The organism is Pseudomonas sp. GX19020 (assembly GCF_023371075.1).
In the GTDB taxonomy this organism is placed as follows: domain Bacteria; phylum Pseudomonadota; class Alphaproteobacteria; order Rhodobacterales; family Rhodobacteraceae; genus Pseudogemmobacter.
This window is the reverse complement of record NZ_JAMCCR010000001.1, coordinates 831,220-857,369: the sequence shown is the minus strand read 5'-3', so window position 1 is coordinate 857,369 and position 26,150 is coordinate 831,220. Positions and strand designations below refer to the sequence as shown.

The 26,150-nt window shown below is 62.2% G+C and carries 24 protein-coding genes and 3 tRNA genes; 20 read left to right on the top strand and 7 right to left on the bottom strand.

Going from position 1 to position 26,150, the window contains the following annotated elements:
- Nucleotides 1-15: 15 nt before the first annotated feature.
- Nucleotides 16-1,620, bottom strand: coding sequence for an ABC transporter substrate-binding protein (locus tag M3484_RS04185; protein WP_092898183.1), 1,605 nt, complete (start codon nucleotides 1,618-1,620; stop codon nucleotides 16-18).
- Between the two features lie 161 nt (nucleotides 1,621-1,781).
- Nucleotides 1,782-2,954 carry a M24 family metallopeptidase gene (locus tag M3484_RS04180; RefSeq protein WP_249495840.1) on the bottom strand — a complete coding sequence of 391 codons (1,173 nt, stop codon included), beginning with the start codon at nucleotides 2,952-2,954 and terminating at the stop codon, nucleotides 1,782-1,784.
- A 241-nt stretch (nucleotides 2,955-3,195) separates the two neighbouring features.
- Here M3484_RS04180 and mnmH point away from each other — a divergent pair, with 241 nt between their 5' ends.
- The 3 genes from mnmH to M3484_RS04170 all read left to right on the top strand — a co-directional run bounded on the left by mnmH (nucleotide 3,196) and on the right by M3484_RS04170 (nucleotide 4,878).
- Nucleotides 3,196-4,230: a tRNA 2-selenouridine(34) synthase MnmH gene (mnmH, locus tag M3484_RS04175; RefSeq protein WP_249495839.1), complete on the top strand. Its 1,035-nt coding sequence runs from the start codon at nucleotides 3,196-3,198 to the stop codon at nucleotides 4,228-4,230.
- 70 nt (nucleotides 4,231-4,300) lie between these two features.
- Nucleotides 4,301-4,435, top strand: coding sequence for a hypothetical protein (locus M3484_RS23575; RefSeq protein WP_283258277.1), 135 nt, complete (start codon nucleotides 4,301-4,303; stop codon nucleotides 4,433-4,435).
- Nucleotides 4,436-4,527: 92 nt separating this feature from the next.
- Complete coding sequence (locus M3484_RS04170; RefSeq protein ID WP_249495838.1) at nucleotides 4,528-4,878, top strand: hypothetical protein; 351 nt, start codon at nucleotides 4,528-4,530, stop codon at nucleotides 4,876-4,878.
- A gap of 119 nt (nucleotides 4,879-4,997) precedes the next feature.
- On the opposite strand, the gene M3484_RS04165 is transcribed toward M3484_RS04170, so the two are convergent.
- Nucleotides 4,998-5,333 (bottom strand): hypothetical protein, encoded by a 336-nt coding sequence (locus M3484_RS04165; RefSeq protein ID WP_249495837.1) that lies wholly within the window; start codon nucleotides 5,331-5,333, stop codon nucleotides 4,998-5,000.
- 159 nt (nucleotides 5,334-5,492) lie between these two features.
- Between M3484_RS04165 and M3484_RS04160 the strand changes: the two genes are divergently transcribed.
- The 4 genes from M3484_RS04160 to M3484_RS04145 all read left to right on the top strand — a co-directional run bounded on the left by M3484_RS04160 (nucleotide 5,493) and on the right by M3484_RS04145 (nucleotide 7,148).
- Nucleotides 5,493-6,098: a glycoside hydrolase family 108 protein gene (locus tag M3484_RS04160; protein WP_249495836.1), complete on the top strand. Its 606-nt coding sequence runs from the start codon at nucleotides 5,493-5,495 to the stop codon at nucleotides 6,096-6,098.
- Nucleotides 6,095-6,280 carry a hypothetical protein gene (locus M3484_RS04155; RefSeq protein ID WP_249495835.1) on the top strand — a complete coding sequence of 62 codons (186 nt, stop codon included), beginning with the start codon at nucleotides 6,095-6,097 and terminating at the stop codon, nucleotides 6,278-6,280. The genes M3484_RS04160 and M3484_RS04155 overlap by 4 nt, the downstream gene beginning before the upstream one ends.
- On the top strand, nucleotides 6,268-6,492 hold the full coding sequence (locus tag M3484_RS04150; RefSeq protein WP_249495834.1) for a hypothetical protein: 225 nt from the start codon (nucleotides 6,268-6,270) through the stop codon (nucleotides 6,490-6,492). The genes M3484_RS04155 and M3484_RS04150 overlap by 13 nt, the downstream gene beginning before the upstream one ends.
- A gap of 419 nt (nucleotides 6,493-6,911) precedes the next feature.
- Complete coding sequence (locus M3484_RS04145; RefSeq protein ID WP_249495833.1) at nucleotides 6,912-7,148, top strand: glutaredoxin family protein; 237 nt, start codon at nucleotides 6,912-6,914, stop codon at nucleotides 7,146-7,148.
- 132 nt (nucleotides 7,149-7,280) lie between these two features.
- Here the strand turns inward: M3484_RS04145 and M3484_RS04140 are convergent.
- Nucleotides 7,281-7,356: transfer RNA gene (locus M3484_RS04140), tRNA-Val, on the bottom strand.
- 271 nt (nucleotides 7,357-7,627) lie between these two features.
- Here M3484_RS04140 and M3484_RS04135 point away from each other — a divergent pair.
- The 3 genes from M3484_RS04135 (at nucleotide 7,628) to M3484_RS04125 (ending at nucleotide 8,881) form a co-directional block, all read left to right on the top strand.
- Nucleotides 7,628-8,566 (top strand): pirin family protein, encoded by a 939-nt coding sequence (locus M3484_RS04135; protein ID WP_249495832.1) that lies wholly within the window; start codon nucleotides 7,628-7,630, stop codon nucleotides 8,564-8,566.
- A 129-nt stretch (nucleotides 8,567-8,695) separates the two neighbouring features.
- Nucleotides 8,696-8,772 (top strand) — tRNA-Asp (locus M3484_RS04130).
- 32 nt (nucleotides 8,773-8,804) lie between these two features.
- A tRNA-Asp gene (locus M3484_RS04125) sits at nucleotides 8,805-8,881 on the top strand.
- Nucleotides 8,882-9,011: 130 nt separating this feature from the next.
- Here M3484_RS04125 and M3484_RS04120 read toward each other — a convergent pair.
- Nucleotides 9,012-9,476, bottom strand: coding sequence for a GNAT family N-acetyltransferase (locus M3484_RS04120; protein ID WP_249495831.1), 465 nt, complete (start codon nucleotides 9,474-9,476; stop codon nucleotides 9,012-9,014).
- The gene (locus tag M3484_RS04115; RefSeq protein WP_092898171.1) at nucleotides 9,473-10,867 is read right to left on the bottom strand and encodes a M20/M25/M40 family metallo-hydrolase; all 1,395 of its coding nucleotides are present in this window, start codon (nucleotides 10,865-10,867) and stop codon (nucleotides 9,473-9,475) included. The genes M3484_RS04120 and M3484_RS04115 overlap by 4 nt, the downstream gene beginning before the upstream one ends.
- Nucleotides 10,868-11,149: 282 nt before the next feature.
- Here M3484_RS04115 and hemA point away from each other — a divergent pair, with 282 nt between their 5' ends.
- The 3 genes from hemA to ispG all read left to right on the top strand — a co-directional run bounded on the left by hemA (nucleotide 11,150) and on the right by ispG (nucleotide 15,048).
- Complete coding sequence (gene hemA / locus M3484_RS04110) at nucleotides 11,150-12,379, top strand: 5-aminolevulinate synthase (protein ID WP_249495830.1); 1,230 nt, start codon at nucleotides 11,150-11,152, stop codon at nucleotides 12,377-12,379.
- A gap of 182 nt (nucleotides 12,380-12,561) precedes the next feature.
- Entirely contained in the window at nucleotides 12,562-13,797 is a 1,236-nt protein-coding gene (locus tag M3484_RS04105; RefSeq protein ID WP_249495829.1) for a helix-turn-helix domain-containing protein, read from the top strand.
- Between the two features lie 126 nt (nucleotides 13,798-13,923).
- Entirely contained in the window at nucleotides 13,924-15,048 is a 1,125-nt protein-coding gene (ispG, locus tag M3484_RS04100; RefSeq protein ID WP_092898165.1) for a flavodoxin-dependent (E)-4-hydroxy-3-methylbut-2-enyl-diphosphate synthase, read from the top strand.
- A gap of 69 nt (nucleotides 15,049-15,117) precedes the next feature.
- Here ispG and M3484_RS04095 read toward each other — a convergent pair whose 3' ends face one another.
- Nucleotides 15,118-15,867, bottom strand: coding sequence for a DsbA family protein (locus M3484_RS04095; RefSeq protein WP_249495828.1), 750 nt, complete (start codon nucleotides 15,865-15,867; stop codon nucleotides 15,118-15,120).
- A gap of 87 nt (nucleotides 15,868-15,954) precedes the next feature.
- Between M3484_RS04095 and M3484_RS04090 the strand changes: the two genes are divergently transcribed.
- From M3484_RS04090 to argS, 7 genes are all read left to right on the top strand, one after another.
- A complete protein-coding gene (locus M3484_RS04090) occupies nucleotides 15,955-17,106 on the top strand; it encodes a pyridoxal phosphate-dependent aminotransferase (protein ID WP_249495827.1) in 1,152 nt (383 codons plus the stop codon).
- A 90-nt stretch (nucleotides 17,107-17,196) separates the two neighbouring features.
- Nucleotides 17,197-18,459, top strand: a complete 1,263-nt coding sequence (locus tag M3484_RS04085; protein WP_249495826.1) for an N-acetylmuramoyl-L-alanine amidase — start codon at nucleotides 17,197-17,199, stop codon at nucleotides 18,457-18,459.
- Nucleotides 18,460-18,590: 131 nt separating this feature from the next.
- Complete coding sequence (locus M3484_RS04080; RefSeq protein ID WP_092898157.1) at nucleotides 18,591-21,146, top strand: penicillin-binding protein 1A; 2,556 nt, start codon at nucleotides 18,591-18,593, stop codon at nucleotides 21,144-21,146.
- Between the two features lie 127 nt (nucleotides 21,147-21,273).
- Nucleotides 21,274-22,395 (top strand): peptide chain release factor 2, encoded by a 1,122-nt coding sequence (gene prfB / locus M3484_RS04075; protein ID WP_249495825.1) that lies wholly within the window; start codon nucleotides 21,274-21,276, stop codon nucleotides 22,393-22,395.
- Nucleotides 22,396-22,585: 190 nt separating this feature from the next.
- Nucleotides 22,586-23,614 (top strand): N-acetyl-gamma-glutamyl-phosphate reductase, encoded by a 1,029-nt coding sequence (gene argC / locus M3484_RS04070; protein WP_092901760.1) that lies wholly within the window; start codon nucleotides 22,586-22,588, stop codon nucleotides 23,612-23,614.
- An 81-nt stretch (nucleotides 23,615-23,695) separates the two neighbouring features.
- Complete coding sequence (ccmE, locus tag M3484_RS04065) at nucleotides 23,696-24,190, top strand: cytochrome c maturation protein CcmE (RefSeq protein WP_249495824.1); 495 nt, start codon at nucleotides 23,696-23,698, stop codon at nucleotides 24,188-24,190.
- A gap of 150 nt (nucleotides 24,191-24,340) precedes the next feature.
- On the top strand, nucleotides 24,341-26,083 hold the full coding sequence (gene argS, locus M3484_RS04060; protein ID WP_092898153.1) for an arginine--tRNA ligase: 1,743 nt from the start codon (nucleotides 24,341-24,343) through the stop codon (nucleotides 26,081-26,083).
- Nucleotides 26,084-26,150 lie beyond the last annotated feature (67 nt).

Sequence of the window (26,150 nt, the reverse complement as noted above, 5' to 3'; positions counted from 1 at the left end):
AGAGTTCCGGGCTGATTACTCGGCGATATCGACAGTGTCGAAGGTGTAATCGCCAAGCGGGCTTTGTACGAAGCCGGTCACCTTGTTGCTCATCGGCACATATTGCGTCGAATGGGCGATGGTGAACCAGGGCGCCTGATCCTTGAAGATGACCTGGGCCTCTTCATAAAGCTTGGTGCGCTCGGCCTGGTCCGACGTGACCTTGGCCTTTTGCAGCAATGCCGAGAAATCCTCGTTGCACCAGAAGGCGCGGTTCGCACCGCCAGGTGCCGCACCGGCGCAGCTCAGCAGAACCGAGAGGAAGTTGTCGGGGTCGCCATTGTCGCCGGTCCAGCCGAGGATAACGGCGCCTTTGCGGCCCGGCTCCATCGACTTGTCGAGATATTCGCCCCATTCATACGAGACGATCTCGGCCTTGACGCCGACTTTCGACAGGTCTTCCTGCATCATCTCGGCGGTGCGGCGGGCATTCGGCATATAGGGCCGCTGCACCGGCATCGCCCAGATCTCCATCGAGAGACCCGAGACGCCCTCTTCCTCAAGCATCTTCTTCGAGGCCTCAGGATCATAGGGGTCATCGATGATGGCGTTGTTATAGGACCACATGGTCGGCGGGATCGGGTTCTTGGCGGGCTCTGCATGGCCCTCGAACACGGTCGAGACGATGGCTTCCTTATTGATCGCCATGTTCAGCGCCTTGCGGACCTTCGGATTGTCGAAGGGCGCCAGCGTAGTGTTATAGGCGAGGTAGCCGACATTCAGGCCAGCCTGTTCGTCCAGCTTGAGGTTCGGATCAGCCGCGATTGCTGCCAGATCGGCGGGCGCCGGGAACGGCATCAGGTGGCATTCACCGGCCTTCAGCTTTTGCAGACGAACGGCCGCATCCGGGGTGATCGCGAAGACCAGATCGTCGATCAGCGGGGCAGGACCCCAGTAATCGGCGTTTTTCTGATACCGGATCACAGCATCTTTCTGATAGGCCACGAATTTGAACGGGCCGGTGCCAATCGGCAGATTGTTGAAATCTTCGCGGGTGCCGGCGGCGTCCAGCGCATCGGCATATTCTTTCGACACGATCGACATGAAGGGCATGGCGATATTGGCGATGAAAGGGGCCTCGGGCTGGTTCAGCGTCACCTTGACGGTGTAATCATCGACCTTCTCGACCGATTTCACCAGGTTCGGCATATCCATCGAAGTGTAATATTCGTAGGTGATGCCGGGGATATACTGGTGCCAGGGGTGGTCGGCGCTGGACTGACGCTCAAAGGAGAAGATCACGTCATCGGCGTTGAAATCGCGGGTCGGGGTGAATTTGTCGTTCGAATGGAACTTCACGCCCTTGCGCAGGTGGAAAGTATATTCGGTGCCGTCTTCCGACACATCCCAGGACTCTGCCAGCGCCGGTTCGGCTTCGGTCGTGCCCTTCTTGAACTCGGCGAGGCGGCTGTAAACCGGATGCGCGCCGGCGTCAAAAGTGGTGCCGGCGGTATAGGGGGCCGGATCGAAGCCCTCGGGCGAGGCCTCCGAGCAATAGATGAAGGTTTTCGCCATGGCGGGCGCTGCGGCGCTGAGCGCCAGCGCCGAGGCAGCAATCAGGCTGCGCGAGAGAAGCTTCATAAGTGGTTCCTTTCACTCACTGTTGACGTTTTTTTGTTCCGGATTCGTGCTAAATGTCCGGACTTTATTCTGATTTCTTACATCGTCAGAATGTCGATGTTCCACTTTATTTGGTCGAAAAGCGAACGAAATTCCTGCCACAATGACAGGCCGGGCAGCATTCAGTCAAAAGGCTGGTCCAGGCTTGCCGAAGGCGGGCAAAACCAGCGCGGGCCGTCTTCCGCCATCCAGGCAATATCCTCCAGCCGGATGCCGCATTCGCCATAGAGGCAAAGCATCGGTTCGATTGAAAAACACATGCCGGGGGCAAGCGGAGTCCGGTTGCCTCTGACGATAAAGGGCTCTTCATGAATGTCCATCCCAAGCCCGTGTCCGGTGCGGTGGGGCAGGCCGGGAACCGCGTATCCGGGGCCGAAACCGGCAGCGGTCAGGCTGTCGCGCGCGGCCAGATCCACGGCTTCGCAGGGGGCTCCGATCCGGGCCGCCTTAAAAGCCGCCGCATGGGCCGCATGTTCATGTCCCCATAGCTCCCGCTGGCGCGCGCTTGGCGTGCCGAAGACGTAACTGCGGGTGATATCTGAGCAATATCCGTGCAATACCCCGCCCATATCGATCAGAACCATATCGCCCTGGGCGAGGATCTGCGGCTCGGGCACGCCATGCGGATAGGCGGTGGCCACGCCGAATTGTGCCGCCGCGAAAAGCGGTTTTAGCCCGAGCGCCTTATGTGCGGCCGAGATGAAAGCACAGGTCTCGGAGGTCGATATCCCGGCGCGCAGGTTCTGCCAGACGGCTTTCTGGACCTGATAGCTGGCCTCCATCGCTGTCCGGATAATGGCAATCTCGGCGGCCGATTTGACCTGGCGCAGCGCCGAGATCAGCGGTTTCGCCACCGTGATCCGTCCCGCCATTGCGGCCTGTAACGGTGCCGCGAAAAGCCATGGCGTCGCGGGGTCAAGCGCCAGGACCGCGCCTTCGCCGGCAATCCGGGCGACCTCGGCTGCGATCAGCGCATAGGGGTCTTCGTCTTCCTGCCAGGTGGCTATATGCCCGTCTTCGCGCAACAACGAGCGCAGCTTCGGCTCTTCAAAAGTAGGGCTGATATGAACCGGCGCGCCTCTGGCGGGGATCAGGGCGCCGTGGATCCGCTCTGAAAGGCCGAGGCTGTGGCCGAGGAAGTAGCTCAGCGAGGAAGAGGCGTCGAGCCAGACCGCGCCGATATCCGCCGCCCGCATCCCCGCCTGCAAAGCCCCGACCCGCGCTTCATATTCCGCGCCGCCAATTGCCGGAACCGAAACCGGACGAAACCCGCCAAGCGCCTTGTCAAAGCTCATCTTCTGCCACTCCCCGGCTGATCTGCCACCTTTGTCCCTTTCCTTTCGGCCCGGAGCAAGAGCGGCGGCCGGTGACGGCGGAATTTCGGTGCCGATGACGAGGTGTTCCGGTTCCGCCCCGGCCCACGTCCGCCATCTGCCTGTGGGGAGGGGCGCATGAAACGCGTCCCCTTCGTCATGCGGGGTCTGATGGCGTCTTTTCCAGGCGCGGGATTTGGAATAACGCTGCCGCATGTCCATCATGCTGAACTCACTTCATGATCTTAGAAGACAGGGCTTCGACAGCGTCATCGATGTTCGGTCGCCGTCAGAATTTGCAGCCGATCACCTGCCCGGCGCCATCAGTCTTCCTGTCCTCGATGATGAGGAACGCGCCCGCGTCGGCACGATCTACAAACAGGTCGCGCCTTTCGAGGCGCGCAAACTCGGCGCGGCGCTGATTTCGCGCAATGTCGCGCGCCATCTCGAAGGGCCGCTTGCCGCCATGCCGGGCGGCTGGCGGCCATTGCTCTATTGCTGGCGCGGCGGTCAACGCTCCGGTTCAATGGCCATGATCCTGTCTCAGATCGGCTGGCGCGCGGAGATCATTACCGGCGGCTATAAGGCCTGGCGCGGGCTGGTGGTGCGCGCGCTGGAGGCCGTGCCGCCGTCGCGCATCATCTTGCTTGATGGCAATACCGGATCGGCCAAGACGGAGCTCCTGCAACTGCTGGCGCTGCGCGGCATCCAGGCCATTGATCTTGAAGCCATGGCGAACCACAGAGGGTCGCTGTTTGGCAGCAGGGGCCTTCAGCCGTCGCAACGGATGTTCGAGGGGCGCATCGCCCGGGCATTGAGCGAACTCGATCCCGCCCGCCCTGTGGTCATCGAGGCCGAAAGCTCGGCTATCGGTCAGTGCCGGCTTCCGTCACAGCTGTGGAAAGCCATGTGTGCGGCGCCAAGGATCGAGCTTGATGTTCCGGCGCATGAGCGGGCCAGATACCTTGCCAGCGCCTATGGCGACCTGACGGCCGATCATGACCGGCTCAGCGCGACCATCGATCAGCTGCGCCCGTTCCATCCGGCTGAGCGTGTCGCAGAATGGCATATGCTTGCCCGGCGGGCGGAGTACGTGGCGCTGTCAGAAGCGCTGATCGCCGCCCATTACGACCCGCGCTATGCGAAACACCGGGCAAGAAACGGCACGGCCCGCCACAGGGTCTTTGTGGCGAGCCTCGATCCGGCCGGGCTGCTTACCGCAGCGGACAGTCTGGCCGAAAAAATACAGCGCCTGTAGCAGATGCAGGCGCGCGCGGTCTCGCATCTATGATCCTGCCAGCGCGTATTATCAGCAGGACGCTGACAACGTGGCATCTGGCTTCCTGCCGTCTTCTGTTTTCTATCCCGGCGACAACACTCACCTGAATTTGGCGGCCAATCAAAAACTGCAGCAAGGTGCTGCTCCACTGATTTTGGCGGTAAGGGCAATGAGCGAGGCATGACCCCCTGCTGCTGGCTGGTCCCGTCGATCCTCGGCGGGGCCGCTATATGGGCGACCCTGATCGCCGCAATGCTCTGACGCGCAGGAGGCGCTATGGATTCCAATCTCTGGGCCGAGATCAAGGCCGCAGTCTTGGCCGGCTCCGTCATGGCAGCGGTGATCTGGGGCGCGCTCGGAGGCGCGACGAACTCCCTGGTGATCCGGGTGACCGCGCGGGAGGCGCTGCGCCACATCGCCCTTGGTGCAACCATCGCGGCGGGGCTGGGCGGACTGGGTGCGCCGCTGATCGGCCACTGGCTGGGCCTGCCACCCGATGCGATTGGAGCAGGCGGTGGGGCGGCGGGTGGTTCGGTGGCCTATCTGACCGGCTCTCTCGGTGCCGCCATATTCGAGGTGATTATTCAGCGTATCCGTGCAGGGAGGCTGCCCCGTGACAATCCGTGATCCTCGCCCCGTGGTTCTCTGCCCCGTTCATGCGCTCATCGTGCGCGTGGTCTTTGCGCTGATCGTGGCCGGGCTGATTGCGGGGCTGTGAGATGCTTGACGCTTTGAGCCCTTAGTGGTCATTCGGGCGAGTTGGTGGAATGTGTTCTGAACCGTATCACCAGCGCTTCAGCATGCGCAGGAGCTATGCCCAAATTCTTGCTGATCTTCCGAACAAGGGAGTAGTCGCTCCGGTTTGGTCCGATTTGCAAAAGCAGTGCAACATGGCCCAACCGCGCTTCCTCAAATCCCTCGAAGAACACAGGAAAATCTTCTATTTTCATCTGAAAATGGCATCGCAAAGCCTTGCGAATAAACATTTCCTCGAAGCCGTCTTTTTGCAAGCGCAGAGCATAGCTCATCCGGTCTTCGTCGGAGGTGGGACGCAGTGCACGATAGTCGTTAGCCAGGTTCATCGAAGTTCCTAGTTCCGCGGCACGCAACGAATATCGCACGTGAAGCCAACGTCAGCAACGTCCCGCATAGCTGATCCTCGCATCAACTGAAGCGCAATCCGCTTTCCACCATGCCACGCCAGCCAGCGGGACTTTTTCGAATCCATTATGGAGGCGCAGATGCGCGATAACTTCGAGAGGTGCCTCTCTGAGGTGCTGAAGCACGAGGGCGGCTGGTCCGATCACCCCGCGGATCCGGGCGGCGCCACCATGAAGGGCGTGACCCTCGCCACCTTCCGGAAATACCGGCCCAGCGCGACAAAGGCCGATCTGCGCGCCATTTCTGAAGCGGATCTGCGCATGATCTACCGCGGCGGCTATTGGGACAGGATTCGCGGTGACGATCTGCCGGCCGGGCTGGATCTGGTGGCGTTTGACGCCGCGGTCAATTCCGGGCCGGGCCGGGGGGCCCGCTGGCTGCAATCGGCGCTCGGGGTTTCCGCAGATGGCCAGATCGGGCCGAAGACGATTGCTGCAGCGAAAGCTCATGCCGACCGGCAGAAGGTCATCCGCACGGCCTGTCAGGACCGGCTGCGCTGGCTCCAGACGCTCGGCATCTGGGCGACCTTCGGCAAGGGCTGGGCCCGGCGCGTTGCTGCGGTCGAAGCCGCGGCGCTGACCATGGCCGCGGCAGGGGTGTCGACCCCCAGCTCGACACCATCCGGGACCGGATGGCTCGCCGCCTTCCTCAAATTCATCGCAACCCTGCTCAGGAGGTCGAAATGATCGCCCCGCTTTCCCGCATCCTCGCTCGCTATACCGCTTCGGCGCTCGTAACGTATGGCGCCATTGCCCCGCCGGATGCGGCATTCATGGAGCCGGAGATCGCACTGCTGACCGGCCTCGGCATCGGTGGCCTGACAGAGGGCGTCTATGCGCTGGCAGTGAGGTTTGGATGGGCGCGCTGATCCTCCGCTGGCTGTGGAAGCCCGTCGCCGTGCTGCTGGCCTTGCTGGCGGTGTGGTGGCGGGGCCGGGCGAGCACAAAGCAACAGACCGCACTGGAGGCCGCAGAGGCCTATGCGAGAACCCGAAAGGACATGGACGATGCGTCTGATCTCGGCAATGACCCTGACGCTGCTCGTCGCTGGCTGCGCGAACGTTACGCCAACCAGCGCTGACGCGCTCTGCGACGGATCGCGGGCGGCGCGGGCCAAACATGCGGCGGCCCTGGCGGTCTCACCGGATGACCGGGCGGTGGTTAGCGGAGCCCGGCTGATCGCACTGATCGATGCGGGGTGCCGCTGATTTTGTGATTTGCAGAATCGGCAAATGTTCCGCAAATGTTCCTGCATGTTCGCTCACCATCTGCACCTCACCTGTCGATGCGGTCACCACCGCCAGATCCTCGCTGAGGATATCCCCGAGGCATGGCAGCGGGACCGGCTGAACATTCGGCCCGAGGTCTTCGACCGGATGCTTTGCCTCGCCTGCGGCAGACGCGGGCGCCCACAGTCGACCATCATATCGCCCGTCTGCACCGGGCCAGCCGGCGATGGCTGGCTGCACAAAAGCCAATCACAGGATCAGTGGGGCACCCATGATCATCCTCTACACCTCGCCGGGCTGTGGCCCGTGCGTTGCGACGAAACGCGCGCTGGACCGGGCAGGGCTGGCATATGAAGAGCGGGCAGGCGCTGACTGGCCGGAAGAGGTCGAGCGGCTGGCCGTGATCGCCGGGGCGCGGCAAGGGCCGCTGGTGGCGGCCGGGGATCAGGTCTGGTCGGGGTTTCGGGCGGATCTGATCGCAGGGCTGGAAAAGCTCTGCGCGTGCTGACCACAGCAGGCATCCGGATTGCAAAACCCTCGGTCTATGGCTGTGGGCTTTTGCGTGGTGGTGGGGAATCAGAGCGCTAGGTTCCGTGAACCTATGGGCTCTTCGTAGATAACTCGTAAGTCATTGAGTTTATGGTGGGCGGTGAGGGACTCGAACCCCCGACATCTTCGGTGTAAACGAAGCGCTCTACCAACTGAGCTAACCGCCCGCCTCGCCGGGGACCTAACCCGGACAGGGCCTGGACGCAAGGGATTTGCGCAGCAGGTGGGGTGGTTGTTCGGCAGATCACCCGGGGTTCGGGTCTGGTGGTTTGTTGTGCGGTTTTGAACAGCCCTGCCGCAGGATGCAAAGGGTGAAATGCTGCGAAAAGGCGACTAGTCTTCACATCGGGGCCGCAAGGACCGGCGCAGGGACAGCGCGGGTCATGCAGGCCTTTCGCAGACGCGCCAGACCCCGCACCAGACCCCAGGAGGCAAGCCATGAGCTGGAACCCCGCCCTCGACCCCTCGATTCCTTTAGGCAATCAGGTTGATTCCATCGAGACCGTCATTGTTCCGCGGGCGCGTGACCTTGGCGGTTTCGAGGTGCGCCGGGCGTTGCCCTCGGCCCAGCGTCAGATGGTGGGGCCCTTCATCTTCTTTGATCAGATGGGCCCTGCCGAATTCCTGACCGGGGAGGGGATCGATGTGCGTCCGCATCCCCATATCGGGCTTGGCACCGTGACCTATCTGATGAAGGGGCGTCTCCATCACCGCGACAGCCTCGGCACCGATCAGTGGATCGAGCCGGGCGCGGTGAACTGGATGATGGCGGGCCATGGCATCACCCATTCCGAACGCACCGATGGCGCGGCGCGGCGCGCGCCCCTGACGATGTTCGGCCTCCAGACCTGGCTTGCCGTGCCGAAGGACCGCGAGGATGATCCCGCAGACTTTATCCATGTCGAAAAGTCGCGGCTGCCGGAGCTGGAGGGCGAGGGCAAACAGGTGCGTCTGATCCTTGGTCATGCCTGGGGCGCGCGGATGGATCTCGAAATGCCTTCGGAGGTCTTCTATGCCGATGCGGTGCTGGCTTCGGGCGCGTCAATTCCGCTGCCCGATGATCATGAGGATCGTGGCGTCTATGTGTTGACCGGCGAGGTCGAACAGGGCGGTCAGGTCTTTGAGGCCGGACGGATGCTGGTGTTCCGTCCCGGCGACCGGGTCTCGGTGAAAGCCGGCGATCAGGGCGCGCGGATCATGCTGCTGGGCGGTGCGACGATGGATGGGCCACGCTATATCTGGTGGAACTTTGTCGCCTCGTCGAAAGACCGGATTGATGCCGCGAAAGAGGCCTGGAGGGCAGGGGACTGGGCGCATGGCCGGTTCCGCCTGCCGCCGCAGGATGACCATGAGTTCATCCCCGCGCCGGAAAAATGATTTTTTGACGAAAAATCGAGGTATTGGCGGACAAGGTGAAATTTCCTCATTCCGCCGCTTGACGGGGGGGGCGACCCCAGGTATCTAGCCCCCACACCCGGTTCGCCGGGGAAGCAAGGGACCAAAAGCGCGGTTGTAGCTCAGTCGGTTAGAGTACCGGCCTGTCACGCCGGGGGTCGCGGGTTCGAGCCCCGTCAACCGCGCCACTTGCTTTCCGGATGCGAACAGGGACGATAGCGCGGTTGTAGCTCAGCCGGTTAGAGTACCGGCCTGTCACGCCGGGGGTCGCGGGTTCGAGCCCCGTCAACCGCGCCATTTCGTACATAATTTCTTCTGAATGATACAAATAAACAGCCCATTCCGGGCTGCTTTGCGTATTCGTATCAGGAGGAAATTGGCATTCCCTCCTGACTTTTATACTCCTGCCAGAGGCATCCTCCCGCCGTCAGAGGCGCATTCGGTAGCGGATATGCCCGTCGCTTTGCACGAATGTATCATAGAGCGCCCGGGCGCGCGCGTTTGTCTCATTCGTATGCCAGTAGAGCCGGTTCCAGCCTCTCTCCCGCGCAAGCGCGACCAGGTCCTCCAGCAGCGCGCGGCCGATTCCCTCACCCCGGGCCGCTTCGGTGACGCAGAGGTCTTCGAGGTAGCAATCCTCGCCGATCACCCAGGTCGAGCCATGTGTCAGGTAAAGCGCGAATCCGAGCAGGCGACCGTCCTGCACCGCCACCCGGCCGTTCAGCGGTGCGGCAGGGTCCATCAGGCGTGACCAGGTATGGGTGGTGACCTCGGGGGCGAGGCTGACCTCGTAATAGGTCAGATATTCATCCCAGATGCCGCGCCAGGCGGCTTCATCCGCCGCTGTCAGATCGCGAATCTCCATCGCCTTGTGTGTGACGGCGCCGCTCATGCGATGCGATCCAGCACGCGCGCCCAGGAGCGGATGCCTTTATGGAAACTTTTCACATCGTATTTCTCATTCGGTGAATGGATCGCGTCATCGTCATTCGCGAATCCGATCAGCATCGCATCCATCCCGAGCACAGATTTGAAAAACCCCGCTATCGGGATCGAGCCGCCCATGCCGACAATCACCGCCTCACGGTTCCATTCGTCGGACAGCGCAAGGCGCGCGGCTTCGAATTCCGGGCGGTCGGTGTTCATCACCGCCGCCGGCGAGCCTTCGAGATTGTTATCCCAGGTGATCTTCGCGTCCTTCGGCAGGCGGGCCTCGACATGGGCACGAACCTTCCGGCGCAGATCATCGGGATCCATATCGCCCACAAGGCGGCAGGTGATCTTGCAATGGGCTTCGGCGGGAATCACCGTTTTTGACCCGGCACCCTGATAGCCGCCCCAGAGCCCGTTGATCTCCAGCGTCGGGCGCGCCCATTGTTGTTCCAGCGTCGTATAGCCGGCCTCGCCATGCGGCACGGTGAAGCCGACCGATTCGAGGTAGTCCTTCTCGTCAAAGCCGCTCAGTTCCCATTGCCGTTTCAGCTCGGCCGGGACCTCATGCACGCCCTCATAGAAGCCCGCGACTGCGACGCGGCCCTGGTCGTCATGAAAGCTCGCGATGAGTTTTGCGATTTCGCGCAAAGGGTTAAGGCCCGGGCCGCCGTAATGGCCGGAATGAAGGTCGATCTTTGGCCCGTGCAGGGTGAACTCATCCTTGAGCATCCCCCGCAGCTGGCCCGCGATCGAGGGCACGCCGGGCGAGACCATCGATGTGTCGCAGATCAGCGCGATATCCGAGGTCAGTTCGGCGGCGTTTTCCTGCATGAACGGGATCAGCGAGGGCGAGCCGGATTCCTCTTCGCCCTCAAGGAAAATGGTGATGCGGCAGGGCAGGCTTCCATTCACGGCCTTCCAGGCGCGGCAGGCCTCGATAAAGGTCATCAGCTGGCCCTTGTCATCTGAGGTGCCACGGCCGCGGATCACATCGCCTTTGGGGGTGCTTTCCACAACAGGATCAAAGGGATCGCGGTGCCACAGCGCCAGAGGATCCACCGGCTGCACATCGTAATGGCCGTAAAACAGGATATGGCGCGGCCCCTCGCCGGCATGGGCGACCACCATCGGATGCCCCGGCGTCGGGCGGGCACTGGCCTCAAAGCCAAGGCTCTGCAGATCGGCGACCAGCCAGTCAGCGGCGCGGGCGCAATCGGCTTTCCAGGCGGGGTCGGTCGAAATCGAGGGAATGCGCAAAAGCTCTTTCAGGCGCTCAATCGCGTCGGGCAGGGCCCTGTCGATCCCTGCAAGGATCTGGTCCAGGTGATTGTTGGTGTCGGCGGCGCTCATCGCGGTCTCTCCCGGGTCATGTTGAGGAAACCTGCCAGGACCGGGCGCAACTGTCCAGAGGCGGCGCCTGCCATCTGTTTGCGGTGAGGCCGTCCGGATATCAGTTAACCAATCCGGAGAGGTAGCATTTTGCGTCGCACCACGCTAAAGCTGGGTTTAGAATGATTATATGGTGGCAGCGACATTTCGTCAGGTTCACTTGTGTCGTGACATGACGCATATCAAAGCCGGGCGGCGGCTTGAGGTCCATAAGGGGCGCCGCAAAGACGTGAGGACGGACCCATGAATTACGATGCAGCGCTCGATTCCGCGCTTGGCAGGCTTCATGACGAGGGGCGCTACCGCACCTTCATTGATATCGAGCGTCGCAAGGGCCAGTTCCCGCATGCGATCCGCAACCGTCCCGATGGCAGCGAGCAGCAGATCACCGTCTGGTGTGGCAATGACTATCTTGGCATGGGGCAGCATCCGGAAGTGCTGGGCGCGATGCATGAGGCGCTGGAGGCCACCGGCGCCGGTTCGGGCGGCACCCGCAACATCTCGGGCACGACCGTCTATCACAAACGGCTCGAGACTGAGATCGCCGATCTGCATGGCCAGGAGGCGGCGCTGGTTTTCTCCTCTGCCTATACTGCCAATGATGCGACGCTTTCGACGCTGAAGGTGATTTTCCCCGGGCTGATCATTTACTCGGACGCGCTCAATCACGCCTCGATGATCGAGGGGATCCGGCGCGGCGGCGGTGAAAAGCGGATTTTCCGCCATAATGATGTGGCTCATCTGCGCGAATTGCTGGCGGCGGATGACCCTGCCGCGCCGAAGCTGATCGCGTTTGAATCGATCTATTCAATGGATGCCGATGTGGCGCCGATCAGCGCGATCTGTGACCTGGCCGAAGAATTCGGCGCGCTGACCTATCTCGACGAGGTCCATGCCGTTGGCATGTATGGCGCGCGCGGGGCAGGGCTTGCGGAACGTGATCGCCAGATGCACCGGATCGATATTGTGAACGCGACGCTGGGCAAGGCTTTCGGCGTGTTCGGCGGCTATATTGCTGCATCTGCGAAGATGGTTGATGCCGTGCGCTCCTATGCGCCCGGTTTTATCTTCACCACCTCGATTCCGCCGGTGGTTGCGGCAGGTGCGGCGGCCGCGATCCGGTTTCTGAAGGGCGAGGGCGGTCGGGCTTTGCGCAAACAGCACCAGGACCAGGCGCGCATCCTTAAGATGCGGCTGCGTGGCCTTGGCCTGCCGATCATCGACCATGACACACATATTGTGCCGGTTCATGTCGGCAACCCCATCCATTGCAAGATGCTCTCGGATATGTTGCTCGACCAGTTCGGCATCTATGTGCAGCCGATCAATTTCCCGACCGTGCCGCGCGGTACTGAACGGCTGCGGTTCACACCCTCGCCGGTGCATGGCGCGGCGGAAATTGACCAGCTTGTGAAGGCGATGGATCAGCTCTGGGGGCATTGTGCGCTGAATCGCGCCGAAGCATCCGCCTGAGCATTCTCGCATGTGCAAAAACTCTTGCCCTGTGTTAGCGTTTTCGCAATACGAAGCGAGGTGAGTCGCGCGAACGTGATAAGGACGCGGAGACTCACCCGGTGGGACAACCCGAGGAGACCGATGCCAGATAAGGCGCGGCGAAACGGGTCCAGAGGCGCAGGCTGGGGGACGGGCATCGCATGATCAGCTGGAGGTCGAAACCTCAGGCAGCGGAAGACGAAAAGCCGAAAGGCTTTGACGATTTCGACTTGCGGCTTGGTGATATTATGCGCGGTGAACGCGCGACGCTGGGCAAGTCCCTTCTTGATGTTCAGCGCGATCTGAAGATCAAGGCGACCTATATCGCCGCCATCGAGAATGCCGATATCTCCGCTTTTGAATCGCCCGGTTTCGTGGCGGGCTATGTGCGGTCCTATTCCCGCTATCTTGGCATGGATTCGGATATCGCTTTTGCGCGCTTCTGCAAGGAAGCGAATTTCACCCCCGCCCATGGCATGTCGGCCCAGGCCGGAACGCCGCGCGCGGCGCAGGCGCGTCCGCGCAGCGACTTCTCGGAACCGCTCGCCAATCCCAATCTTGCCTTCATTCCGCGCGGCGAAAGCTGGCTTTCGAAGATTGAGCCGGGGGCCGTGGGCTCGCTTGCCGTTCTGATCGTGCTGATCGGCGCCATCGGCTATGGCGGCTGGTCTATCCTTCAGGAAGTGCAGCGCGTGCAGCTGGCGCCGGTGGATGAGGCCCCTGCGGTTGTCGTCTCGATCGACCCGCTGCAACAGGATGTGGCGCTGCAGACAGCCATGGGCGATGAGGCGAACCGGACCCCGGTGACCCAGACCGCTCAGGCACGGGCAGCGCCCGATCTGATGGACCGGCTTTACCGTCCGCAGGCGCTTGATGTGCCGGTGTTTGAATCGCGTAATGGCCCGATCGGCTCGATTGACCCGCGCATCGGCGGGGCCGAGGCCGGCACGGTCAGCGGCGTTATCGCGGCAGAGGCCGGAGCCGGGCTGCAGGATGGCGTGATCCAGGTCACCGCCGATGCCCCTCAGGGCGTGCAGATCCTCGCGGTGCGCCCGGCCTGGATGCGCGTCAGTTCCGCCGATGGCACGGTCCTGTTCGAAAAGATCCTGAACACCTGCGAAAGCTATCAGGTGCCGGCACTGGAAGAGGTGGCAAGCCTGCGCACCGGCAATTCCGGCGGCGTCTATTTCGTGGTGGGCGGCAAGACCTATGGTCCGGCCGCGCCCGGCGCCAATGTCGCGTCGAATATCGCGCTTTCGCCCGAAGCGGTGACCGGCAAATATGCCGAGGCCGATCTCGCAAAAGACCGCGATCTGGCGCGGATCATGACCGCAGATGCCAGCGGCGCGATGCCGAATCTGGCATCCAGCTGCGCGACCACAAAGCCCGCCCAGTAATCCCGGCAACCCGGGCGCGGTAATCTGCGATATTGCTGCAATGTGACCCGGCCCGTGTTGCGGGCCGGTTGCCGTGCGGCACGGGCGGGATTACATAGGGCGAGGCATCAACCGGAGTATGCGGGAATGAGTCTCAACCCGATCCGCCCCTGGCGGAATATCGAACGCCGCCAGAGCCGGAAGATCATGGTCGGCTCTGTACCGGTCGGGGGCGATGCGCCGATCTCGGTGCAGACCATGACCAACACGATCACTTCGGATGTACGCGCGACGCTGGATCAGGTGATCCGCGCGGCAGAGGCGGGGGCGGATATCGTCCGTATCTCGACGCCCGATACGGATTCGACCGCCGCTTTGCGCGAGATCTGCCGCGAAAGCCCGGTGCCCATCGTGGCGGATATCCATTTCCATTACAAACGCGCCATCGAGGCCGCCGAGGCTGGCGCTGCCTGTCTGCGTATCAATCCCGGCAATATCGGCGACGCGAAACGCGTGGCCGAGGTGGTCAGGGCAGCGAAAGACCATGGCTGTTCGATCCGGATCGGGGTGAATGCCGGATCTCTGGAAAAGCATCTCCTTGATAAATATGGCGAACCCTGCCCGGATGCGATGGTGGAGAGCGGGCTTGACCATATCAGGATCCTGCAGGATCACGATTTTCACGAGTTCAAGATCTCGGTAAAGGCCTCGGATGTATTCCTCGCAGCCGCCGCTTATCAGCAACTGGCGGCCGCCACCGATGCGCCCATTCACCTCGGGATCACCGAGGCGGGGGGGCTGATGTCGGGCACCGTGAAATCGGCGGTAGGGCTGGGCAGCCTTTTGTGGTTCGGCATCGGCGATACGATCCGGGTCTCGCTTTCGGCGGACCCTGTGGAAGAGGTCAAGGTCGGCTATGAGATCCTGAAATCGCTTGGCCTCAGGACGCGCGGCGTGCAGATCATCTCGTGCCCCTCCTGCGCGCGCCAGGGCTTTGACGTGATCAAAACCGTCGAGAAACTCGAGCGCCGGCTGGAGCATATCAAGACGCCGATGAGCCTTTCGATCATCGGATGTGTGGTGAACGGGCCGGGTGAGGCGCTGATGACCGATATCGGCTTTACCGGCGGCGGTGCGGGCAATGGCATGGTCTATATGGCCGGCAAGCAAAGCCATAAGATGAACAATGACCAGATGATCGACCATATCGTCGAACTGGTCGAGAAACGCGCGGTCGAGATCGACGCCGAGACGATCAAGGCGGCAGAGTGATCCCGCAGACATCAAAAAGCCCCGCAATCTGAAAGGATTGCGGGGCTTTTTTAATCTGAGATGTGAAGATCAGCCCTTGCGCTGGCGCTCGACAATCTGGCGCATTCCGTCCAGCGGCACATAGCCGCGCACCATCGCGTCATCGATCACGAAGGTCGGCGTGCCGTTGATCGCCATCGTATCGGCCAGCGCATAATTGGCATCGATCACCGCCTGGACTTCGGGTGTCGCGGCCTTTGCCAGCAGCGCCGCCCCGTCATGGCCCAGCCCTTCCGCCAGCCGCGTCAGCGTCTCGGGCGTCATATCGCCGCGCATCGCGAAAAGCGCGTCATGCGCTTTCTTATAGGCCTCGTCGCCATGGAGCATCTTGACCGCGATGGCGAATTTCGCCGCCAGCACCGACTGCTCGCCCAGCACCGGGAATTCCTTCAGCACGAAGCGGATATTGCCGTCGCTTTTCACCAGTTCTTCGACCTCTTCAAAGGCCTTGTGGCAATAGCCGCAGCGGTAATCCATGAATTCCACCAGCACCACATCGCCCTGAAGGTTGCCACCCGACCAGTCGGCGGCATTGTTGAAGATCGCATCGCGGTTCGCGGCCAGCATGTCGATATCGCGGCTGGCGGCGGCATCATCCTCGCGCGATTGCAGAACCTTCATCGCCTCGATGATGATTTCGGGATTGGCCAGAAGGTAATCGGCAACCGCTTCGTTGAAAACCTCCGGCTCGGCGGTGATCATGTCTTTCAGGCTTTCCGCCTTTACCGCAGGAACTGAGACAGCCGTCAGAAGCGCGGCAAGGGCGAGGGCGGGGCGCATAGGGGAATCCTTCCGGGTTGACCTTGGCACGCGCAGGGTCCAGTCAGCCGGCTGGCGCGTGATTTCCGGCATTTTAGGGGGCAGCGGATGGGCATTACAAGTCAGGGATCCAGGCGGGGTGATGTCGATCCCTTTATTGTGATGGATGTGATGGAACAGGCCCGCAGGCTTGAGGCCGATGGCCGCCATATCATCCATATGGAAGTCGGCCAGCCCGGCACGCCCGCGCCGAAAGCCGCCCGCGACGCGCTGATCCGCGCCCTTGACCAGCCACTGGGCTATACGGTCGCGACCGGCCTGCCAGAGCTGCGCGCGGGCATCGCCGCGCTTTACCGGCGCTGGTACAATATCGATCTCGATCCTGCCCGGGTCATCGTGACCTCTGGCTCTTCCGGCGCGTTCCTGCTGGCGTTCACGGCGCTTTTCGATGCCGGTCAGCGGGTCGGGCTCGGAGAGCCGGGCTATCCGAGCTACCGTCAGATCCTGCGCGCGCTGTCGCTGGTGCCGGTCGGCATCCCGGCGCAGGATGAGAACCGGCTGCAACCGGTGCCGGCGGATCTTGAGGGCCATGATCTCGACGGGCTGATCGTCGCCTCACCTGGCAACCCGAGCGGCACGATGCTTGACCGCGAGGCCCTGGCGGCGCTGACCGGCTGGGCCGGGGCGCGCGGCATCCCCTTCATCTCGGACGAGATCTATCACGGGCTGCATTACGGCGCGCGGGCGGTTTCGGCGCTGGAGGTCAGCGATAATGCCTGGGTGATCAATTCCTTCTCGAAATATTTCTCGATGACCGGCTGGCGCATCGGCTGGATGGTGGTGCCGGAGGATCAGATCCGCCGGGTCGAGCGGCTGGCGCAGAATATGTTCATCTGCCCGCCCCATCCTGCCCAGATCGCGGCCCTGGCGGCGCTGGATTGCACCGACGAGCTGGAGGCCAATCGCGCCGTCTACCGCGAGAACCGCCGTCTGATGCTGGAAGGGCTGCCGAAAGCCGGGTTCACCCGGATCGCGCCGCCGGACGGGGCGTTCTACATCTATGCCGATGTGTCTGACCTGACGGAGAACAGCCTGGAATTTGCCAGCGAGATCCTGCAGAACGCAGGCGTGGCGGTGACGCCGGGGCTGGATTTCGACCCGATCCGGGGCCGGCAGCGGCTGCGCTTTTCCTATGCGCGGGCGACGGCGGATATTGTCGAGGGGCTGGCGCGGCTCTCGCGCTTCATGGCCGCAAGGTGAATGGACTTCACGCGGCGGATTTTCCATAGTCGCGGGAACAATTTCCGGCCTTTGATCGGTGCCGGATGCGGGTTGCGGGGATCGGGCTTTATGGGCGTTTCAAGGCTGGCGCGGGCAGTTGCTATCGCTCTTGCTGTCATGCTGTCTGGCGCATCCGTGCCGGACCTCAGGGCCGAGACAGGCCCGCAGCCGGTCGCCCCCGCGCTGAGCGCGCTGGCCCGGTTTGACCCGGCGAAATCGTCGCTTTCGCAGGAGACCGGCGATCTGGTGCTGGATCTTTCGATCAGCCAGCCGGTGCCCTGGCGGGTGAGGATGCTTGATAATCCGCCGCGCATGATCCTTGACATGCGCGAGGTCGACTGGGCGGGCCTTGAGCGGATGCCCCAGGCGGCAGAGCCTGTTCGTGCGATGCGGGCGGGGATCTTCCGTCCCGGCTGGTCGAGGCTGGTGATCGAGCTGGACGGGCCCTGGCAGGTGCTCCGGGCGGGGATGGAGACCGGCCGGGCAGGGGCCGCCGAGACGGCGCGGCTGACCATCCGTCTGAGCCCGAGTTCGGCGGCAAATTTCGCAAAAATCACCGCGCTGCCGGAGCCTCAGGAATGGTCTCTCCCAGCACCTGCAGATGTTGCGGTGATCGCGAGGCGCGCGGGCGGGCCGATCATCGTGGTGCTTGACCCCGGTCATGGCGGCATCGATCCTGGTGCCGAGCGGGATGGCCATAAAGAAGCCGATCTGATGCTGACATTCGCCCGCGAATTCAAGGAATTGCTGGCGCGGGACGAACGGTTCAAAGTGGTTCTGACCCGCGAGGAAGACATCTTCGTCCCACTTGAGACGCGGATCTCGGTGGCGCGGGCGGCGGGCGCAGATCTGTTCCTTTCGCTCCATGCCGATGCCCTGGCCGAAGGCGAGGCGCATGGCGCGACGCTTTACACCCTTTCGGATGCGGCCAGCGATGCCGCGGCGGAGGCACTGGCCGAACGGCATGAGCGTGACGATCTGCTGGCGGGGATCGATCTTTCGGCCCAGGACGATCTGGTGGCGACGGTGCTGATCGACATGGCACGGACCGAGACAAAGCCGAGGATCGACCGGCTGGTGTCGGCGCTGGAGGCCTCGATCAAGGGGGCGGATCTCAGGATGCACCGCAAGCCGCATCAGGAGGGCGGCTTCTCGGTGCTGAAATCCCCCGATATTCCCTCGGTTCTGGTGGAACTGGGCTTTCTGTCTTCGGCGCGGGATCTGAAACGGCTGACCGATCCGGAATGGCGGGCCAGGATGGCCGCGGCGATGCGGGACGGGATCCTTGTCTGGGCAAAGGAAGATGCGGCTTTGCGGGCGGCGAGGGACTGAGCGTTCTGTCCGGTGGCGGGCCGGGCAGGGGGGGCGGTTTCCGCCGGGGTGACGATCTGGTGATGGCCAGGGTTTTGACGGGGGGGCGCGTCTGATATAGGGAAAGGCAGCATCATCCGGGGATCAGAGCAGTGTTGCGATTCATCGCCTCTTTCTTTGGGGCTATCTTTTCAGCTGTCACGCTTGGCATCTTCTTTGGTGCCCTGACGGTTGGCGCGATTTTCTGGATGTATTCGCGCGATCTGCCAAGCCATGAGAGCCTCGCGAAATACGCCCCGGCCACCATCAGCCGGATCTATTCCGGTGAGGGGCGGATCCTGGATGAATTCGCCGATGAACGCCGCTTGTTTGTCTCGGCCGAGGATATTCCCGATCTGGTGAAACAGGCCTTTGTTTCTGCCGAGGACAAGAATTTCTTCAGCCATCAGGGCTATGATGCCGGTGGTATGCTTGCCGCCTTATCCGAGGCGGTCAAATCGCGCGGCCAGGATGTGCGCGGCGCCTCGACCATCACGCAGCAGGTGGCGAAGAACATGCTGCTCGACGGCACCCGTAAGGGCGCCGCCGGGGTCGAGCGCAAGATCAAGGAAATCATCCTCGCCACACGGCTTGAGGAGACATTGTCAAAAGAGAGAATCCTCGAGATCTATCTCAACGAGATCTTCCTCGGGCAGAATTCCTACGGCGTTGCGGCGGCGGCCCAGACCTATTTCAACAAATCCCTGACCGAGCTGTCACCGCATGAGGCGGCGACCCTTGCCTCGATGCCGAAGGCGCCATCGGATTTCCACCCGGTGCGCAATCGCCAGAAGCTGATCGACCGGCGCAACTATGTGCTGCGCGAGATGCGCGATAACGGCTATATCGACGAGGCCAGCTGGAAATCCGAGCGCGAAGCCCCGCTTTTGTCGGTGCAGAACGGCGATTTCCCGTCTTTCCGGCAAGAGCTTCCCGGGCGCACCTATTTCACCGAAGAAGTCTCGCGCCAGTTGTCGCGGGATTTCGGCCGCAAGGAATTCTTTGAAGGCGGCATGACGATCCGCGCCACCATCGACCAGGAATTGCAGGAAATCGCCCAGTCGGCTTTGCGCAAGGCGCTGGAGAAATATGACCGTGGCATCGGCGTCTGGCGCGGCACCGGGAAGACCATCGCGGTCGATCAGCTGTCACGCGAGGAAGACTGGCGCGCGGCGCTGAGTGCGACGGATGTGTCGCGCGATATCGAGGGCTGGTATCCGGCGGTGGTGCTCTCGCTGGGCGAGCGCTCTGCCACAATCGGCATCGAGGGCGTGGCTGAAACCGGTGATATTCCGGCTGATGACGTGACCTGGGCCAGGAAACGCCTGGCCGATGGCAAACTGGGCAAGAAGGCGACACGCGCCTCGGATCTGGTCGAAGTCGGAGATGTGGTGCTGGTGCGCCGCATGGTGAAGGATGCCGATGGCGCCTTCATCCGCTGGACCCTGCGCCAGGTGCCGGAAGTGCAGGGCGCCTTCATGGCGATGGACGTGAATACCGGCCGGGTGCTCGCGATGCAGGGCGGGTTCTCGTATCAGTATTCTGTGTTCAACCGCGCCACCCAGGCCGAACGCCAGCCGGGCTCGTCGTTCAAACCCTTTGTCTATGCGGCAGCGCTGGACAGCGGCTATACGCCCGCGACCATCGTGGTCGATGCGCCGATCGAGATCGAGACGCCGCAGGGGCTCTGGACACCCAAGAACGCCTCGAACAAATTCTACGGACCAACGCCTTTGAGGACCGGGATCGAGCAGTCGCGGAACCTGATGACCATTCGTCTGGCGCAGGAAGTGGGGATGTCGACGGTCGCGGCCTATGCCGAGCGTTTTGGCGTCTATGACCGGCTGGGCCAGCATCTGGCAAACAGCCTCGGTGCCCAGGAGACCACGCTTTACAAGATGGTGGCGGCCTATGCGATGTTCGCCAATGGTGGTGAGCGCGTGGAGCCCACGCTGGTCGACCGGGTGCAGGATCGCTACGGGCGCACCATCTACCGCCATGACAAACGCTCTTGCGAGGATTGCGGCGCCGGTGATCTGCCGAGAGGCAATGGGGTGAAGATCACCTCGAACCGCGAGCGGGTGATGGATGCGATCACCGCCTATCAGCTGACATCGATGCTGGAAGGCGTGGTGCAGCGCGGCTCGGGCAGTGGGGTCAGGCTGCCGGTGCCGGTGGCGGGCAAGACCGGCACGACCAATGACGCCAAGGATGTCTGGTTCATCGGCTATACGTCGAACATCGTGGCGGGCTGCTATATCGGGTTTGACCAGCCGAGGACACTTGGGTCGCGTGCCTATGGCGGGACGCTTTGCGTACCGGTCTTCCAGGATTTCATGAAAGAGGTCGTGAAGAAATATGGCGGCTCGAAGTTCAAAGTGCCGCCGGGGGGCTATTTCGTGAAGATCGACCGGTTCACCGGCGCACGCCTGTCGGATGATGCTTCGGGCGCGAATGTGGTGGCGGAATATTTCCGCGAGGGCACGGATACCGATTTCGGTCTGGGCGCGCTGGTGGATGGCGGCTTCGAAATGGGCCAGAACCTGCCCTTGTTTGCCTATGGCGAGACGGAAAGCGGCTCGGCTTCGGTCACAACCGCGACGGGCGAGACGCGGGTGATCCCGGGCAAGGCGGATTTCGGCACGGTGTCATCGGGCGGGCTCTACTGACTATGGCAGGCGCGCGCGCCGGGCGCCGCGCCTCGGGGTGGTGTTGCTTGGGGCGCGCGCGCACAGGCCCCTTGTTCCGGAGAGCCCCAGGAGATATGACGCCGCTCGATGATTGAGAGGGTGAGTTATGCGCGCCGAGACGCAAGGCAATGTTGATCAGATCCGCAAGTCGCTGGGCCTTCTGGCGCAGCGGATCGACCTTGAGATGGCGCCGCACCGGCTTGAGGAGTTCAATGCGCTGATCGAGCAGCCGGATCTCTGGAATGATCCGGCCCGGGCGCAGAAGCTGATGCGCGAGCGGCAATCCCTGATGGATGCGCTGAATGGCTACCGGATGATCGAGAGCGGGCTGAATGACAATCTCGGGCTGATCGAGCTGGGCGAGGCCGAGGGCGAGGATGCGCTGGTCGCAGAGGCCGAGGATGCGCTGAAGGCACTCCTGGAAGTGGCGGCGCAAAAAGAGCTGGAAGCTTTGCTGAATGGCGAGGCCGACAGCAATGACACGTTCCTTGAGATCAATGCGGGTGCGGGCGGCACGGAATCGCAGGACTGGGCCGAGATGCTGGCGCGGATGTTTACCCGCTGGGCGGAACGCCGTGGCTTCACGGTCGAGATGCTCTCGGAGGAAGCCGGGCAGGAGGCGGGGATCAAATCGGTCGCCTATAAGATTTCCGGTCATAACGCTTACGGTTGGCTGAAGACGGAATCGGGGGTGCATCGCCTGGTTCGCATTTCGCCCTTTGGCTCGGGCGACAAGCGCCAGACCTCGTTTGCCAGCGTGTGGGTCTATCCGGTGGTCGATGACAATATCGAGATCGAGGTGCTGGATAAGGATATCCGCATCGACACCTTCCGGTCATCCGGCGCCGGCGGTCAGCACGTGAACAAAACCGACTCGGCGGTCAGGATCACCCACTTCCCGACCGGGATCGTGGTGACCTCCTCGCTGAAATCGCAGCACCAGAACCGCGAGATTGCGATGAATGCGCTGAAGGCGCGGCTTTACCAGCAAGAGCTGGACAAGCGCTCGGCGGCGATCAACGAGGCGCATGATGCCAAAGGGGATGCGGGCTGGGGCAACCAGATCCGCTCTTACGTGTTGCAGCCCTATCAGATGGTGAAAGATCTGCGCACAAACCATGAGACCTCGGACACGCAAGGCGTGCTTGACGGGGATCTGGATCCTTTCATGGCGGCAACGCTCGCGCTGGATATGGCCGGCAAAAGCCGCGCCGACGCCGAGAGCTGAGAGCCGCGCCTCCGGCGCGCGCATTCCTGTCAGGAGGAACATGACGTTTTTTCGCCACTTTCCTCCTGATCTCAATACTCCGGGATGCGGGGCGGCGCCCCGCGCTTTTGCCGCTATGCCGCATTGCAAACAGCGGGAAATCACGTCAGGAAAGCGGGCAGAAATCTCCCCTTGCTGATGGATGCTGCCCATGACCTTCCGCATCGCAATTCTCGGTGCCTCCGGCTATACCGGGGCAGAGCTTGTCCGCCTGATCGCCGGCCATCCCCAGATGCGGATCACCGCACTCTCGGCGGATCGCAAGGCCGGCATGGCGATGGCGGATGTGTTTCCCTTCCTGCGCCATCTCGACCTGCCGCAACTGGTGAAGATCGACGAGATCGATTTCGCGCAGATCGACCTTTGTTTCTGCGCGCTGCCCCATGCCACCAGCCAGGCGGTGATCTCACAGCTGCCAAAGGATCTGAAGATCGTCGATCTCTCGGCCGATTTCCGTCTGCGCGACCCGGCGGATTATGAGAAATGGTATGGTCAGCCCCATACGGCCGTCGAGATGCAGAAAGAGGCGGTTTACGGGCTCACTGAATTCTACCGCGATGATATCCGCAAGGGGCGCCTGATCGCCGGAACCGGCTGCAATGCCGCAACCGGGCAATATGCGTTGCGCCCGCTGATCGCGGCAGGGATCATTGACCTTGATGACATCCTGATCGACCTCAAGGCCGGGGTGTCGGGGGCGGGGCGCTCGCTCAAAGAAAACCTTCTTCATGCCGAACTTTCCGGCGGCACCCATTCCTATTCGGCGGGCGGCAAACACCGCCATCTCGGCGAATTCGATCAGGAATTCTCGAAAATCGCCGGGCGGCCGGTGCTGGTGCAATTCACCCCGCATCTTCTGCCGATGAATCGGGGCATTCTCGCCACGACCTATGTCAAAGGCGATGCAAAGGCCGTCCATGCCGCGCTTGCGGCAGCCTATGCGTCAGAGCCGTTCCTGCATGTGCTGCCTTTCGGCGCGCTGCCCTCGACGCGGGATATTGCCGGCTCGAACCATTGCCATATCGGGGTGATCGCCGACCGGATCCCGGGGCGCGTGGTGGTGATCGCGGTGCTCGACAATCTGACCAAGGGCTCATCCGGTCAGGCACTGCAAAACGCCAATCTCATGCTTGGGATCGATGAAACCACGGGCCTGTTGATGGCGCCCGTTTTCCCGTAACATCCTTCAGGGGACTTGATCGAAGTCAGGGCAAAGGGAAGCAATACCTGCCACCACTGCCCTGACGAAGGAAGGACAGCCATGCAAAGCACAGCGAAACCGCAATTCCGGGGGATGAAGGGGCTGAAGAAACAGCGCCGCATCCAGATCATCGTGCTTGCGGCGCTTGCCATGGTCCTGGCCACGATCTTCATCGGCTTCGCCCTGAAAGACGGCATCAACTTTTTCCGCAGCCCGACCCAGGTGCTGGCCGAGGCCCCGCCCGAGACCGAGATCTTCCGGCTTGGCGGCCTTGTGAAAACCGGCTCGATCGTCAACCGCGCCGGCGTGCATTTCGATTTCATCATCACCGATGGCGGCGCCGAGATCCCGGTCCGCTACATCGGCAAGGATCCGCGTCCCGATCTCTTCAAGGAAAACACCGGCACCATTGCGACCGGCAATCTCATTGGGGGAACCTTCGAGGCGACCACGCTTCTCGCCAAGCATGATGAGACCTATATGCCGAAAGAGGTGATGGATGCGCTGAAGGAGCAGGGCGTTTATAAAGACCCGAAAGACCAGCCCGCATCCTGATCCCATTCATCTGTCTCTAAATATCCCGGGGGTGAGCGGCGCAGCCGCGAGGGGGCAGCGCCCCCTTTCCAGGTCCGAAATCCCGCGCTTCGCTTGACCAATCCCGCCGCCTCTGGCAATGCCTGATCCATCAGGACAGGATTTGATCAGATGAACCTCTTTGCGGATATCCGCGGCGCGGTGGTGGATGCTCTGGGCCGGATGGCTCAGGACGGCGTTCTGCCCGCAGGTCTCGACCTCTCGAATGTCGCGGTCGAACCGCCGCGCGATGCCGCGCATGGCGATATGGCCACCAATGCGGCCATGGTGCTGGCAAAACCCGCAGGCCTCCAGCCACGCGTGATCGCAAGCGAATTGGCGACCCGCCTGCTGGAAGACCCCCGGATTGCCGGTGCGGATGTCGCAGGCCCGGGTTTTCTCAACCTGCGGCTTGATGAGGCTGTCTGGCAGGGGCTCGTGCGTGCCGCCCTCGCGGCGGGCAATGATTTCGGCCGCTCTGCCATTGGCGGTGGCGAGAAGGTGAATATCGAATTCGTCTCGGCCAATCCGACCGGCCCGATGCATGTCGGCCATGTGCGCGGCGCGGTTGTGGGCGATGCGCTTTCCAACCTGCTGGCCTTCTCGGGCTGGGATGTCACCCGCGAATATTACATCAATGACGGCGGCGCCCAGGTCGATGTGCTGGCGCGCTCGGCCTATGAACGCTACCGCGAGGCCAATGGGCTTGAACCCGAGATCCGCGAAGGTCTCTATCCCGGCGATTACCTGATCCCGGTCGGCGAGGCGCTGAAAGAGAAATATGGCGCCAGCCTGATCGACCAGCCGGAATCCGTCTGGCTGGCGGATATCCGCGAATTCGCAACCGAAGCGATGATGGGGATGATCCGCGAGGATCTCGCAGCCCTCGGCGTGCGGATGGATGTCTATTCCTCGGAAAAGGCGCTTTACGGCACCGGTGAGATCGAAGCCGCCATTGCCGAATTGCGCGCCAAGGGCCTGATCTATGAAGGCGTGCTTGAACCCCCGAAAGGCAAGCTGCCCGAAGATTGGGAAGCCCGCGAACAGACCCTGTTCCGCTCGACAGATCACGGCGATGATGTTGATCGCCCGGTGATGAAATCGGATGGCTCCTGGACCTATTTCGCCCCGGATATCGCCTATCACTATAATAAGGTGAAACGCGGCTTCGATCAGCTGATCGACATTTTCGGCGCCGATCACGGCGGCTATGTCAAACGGATGAAGGCGGCGGTGGCTGCGCTGTCCGGGGGCCGCGTGCCGCTCGATATCAAGCTGATCCAGCTGGTGAAGCTTTTTAAGAACGGCGAGCCCTTCAAGATGTCGAAGCGCGCCGGGACATTCGTCACGCTGCGCGATGTGGTGGAAGAGGCGGGGGCCGATGTCACCCGTTTCATCATGCTCACCCGCAAGAATGACGTCGCGCTGGATTTCGATTTCGCCAAAGTGCTGGAGCAATCCAAGGACAATCCGGTCTTCTATGTGCAATATGCCAATGCGCGGGTGAATTCGGTTTTGCGCAAATCGCGCGATGCCGGAACGCCGGTCGATGACGCAACGCTTCTGGCAGCCGATCACCGCTCCCTGTCGCATCCGGCAGAAATCGGGCTTTTGAAAAAGATCGCTGAATGGCCGCGTCTGGTGGAAATTGCCGCCCGCAATAACGAGCCGCATCGCATTGCCTTCTATCTCTATGAACTGGCATCCGAGTTCCACGCCCTGTGGAACCGTGGCAATGATGAAACGGAATTGCGCTTCGTGCAGGAGAAAGTGGCTGATTCACAGGCGAAAATCGCCCTTGCACGTGCCACGGGCGTTGTCATTTGCGCAGGTCTTGCTATCCTGGGTGTGACGCCGGTTGAAGAGATGCGCTGACCAAAAGCGCCCGCAATCGGCCACGAACAGGCAAAGGGCATTATAAGCCCTGAGAGCAGGCGCAGAG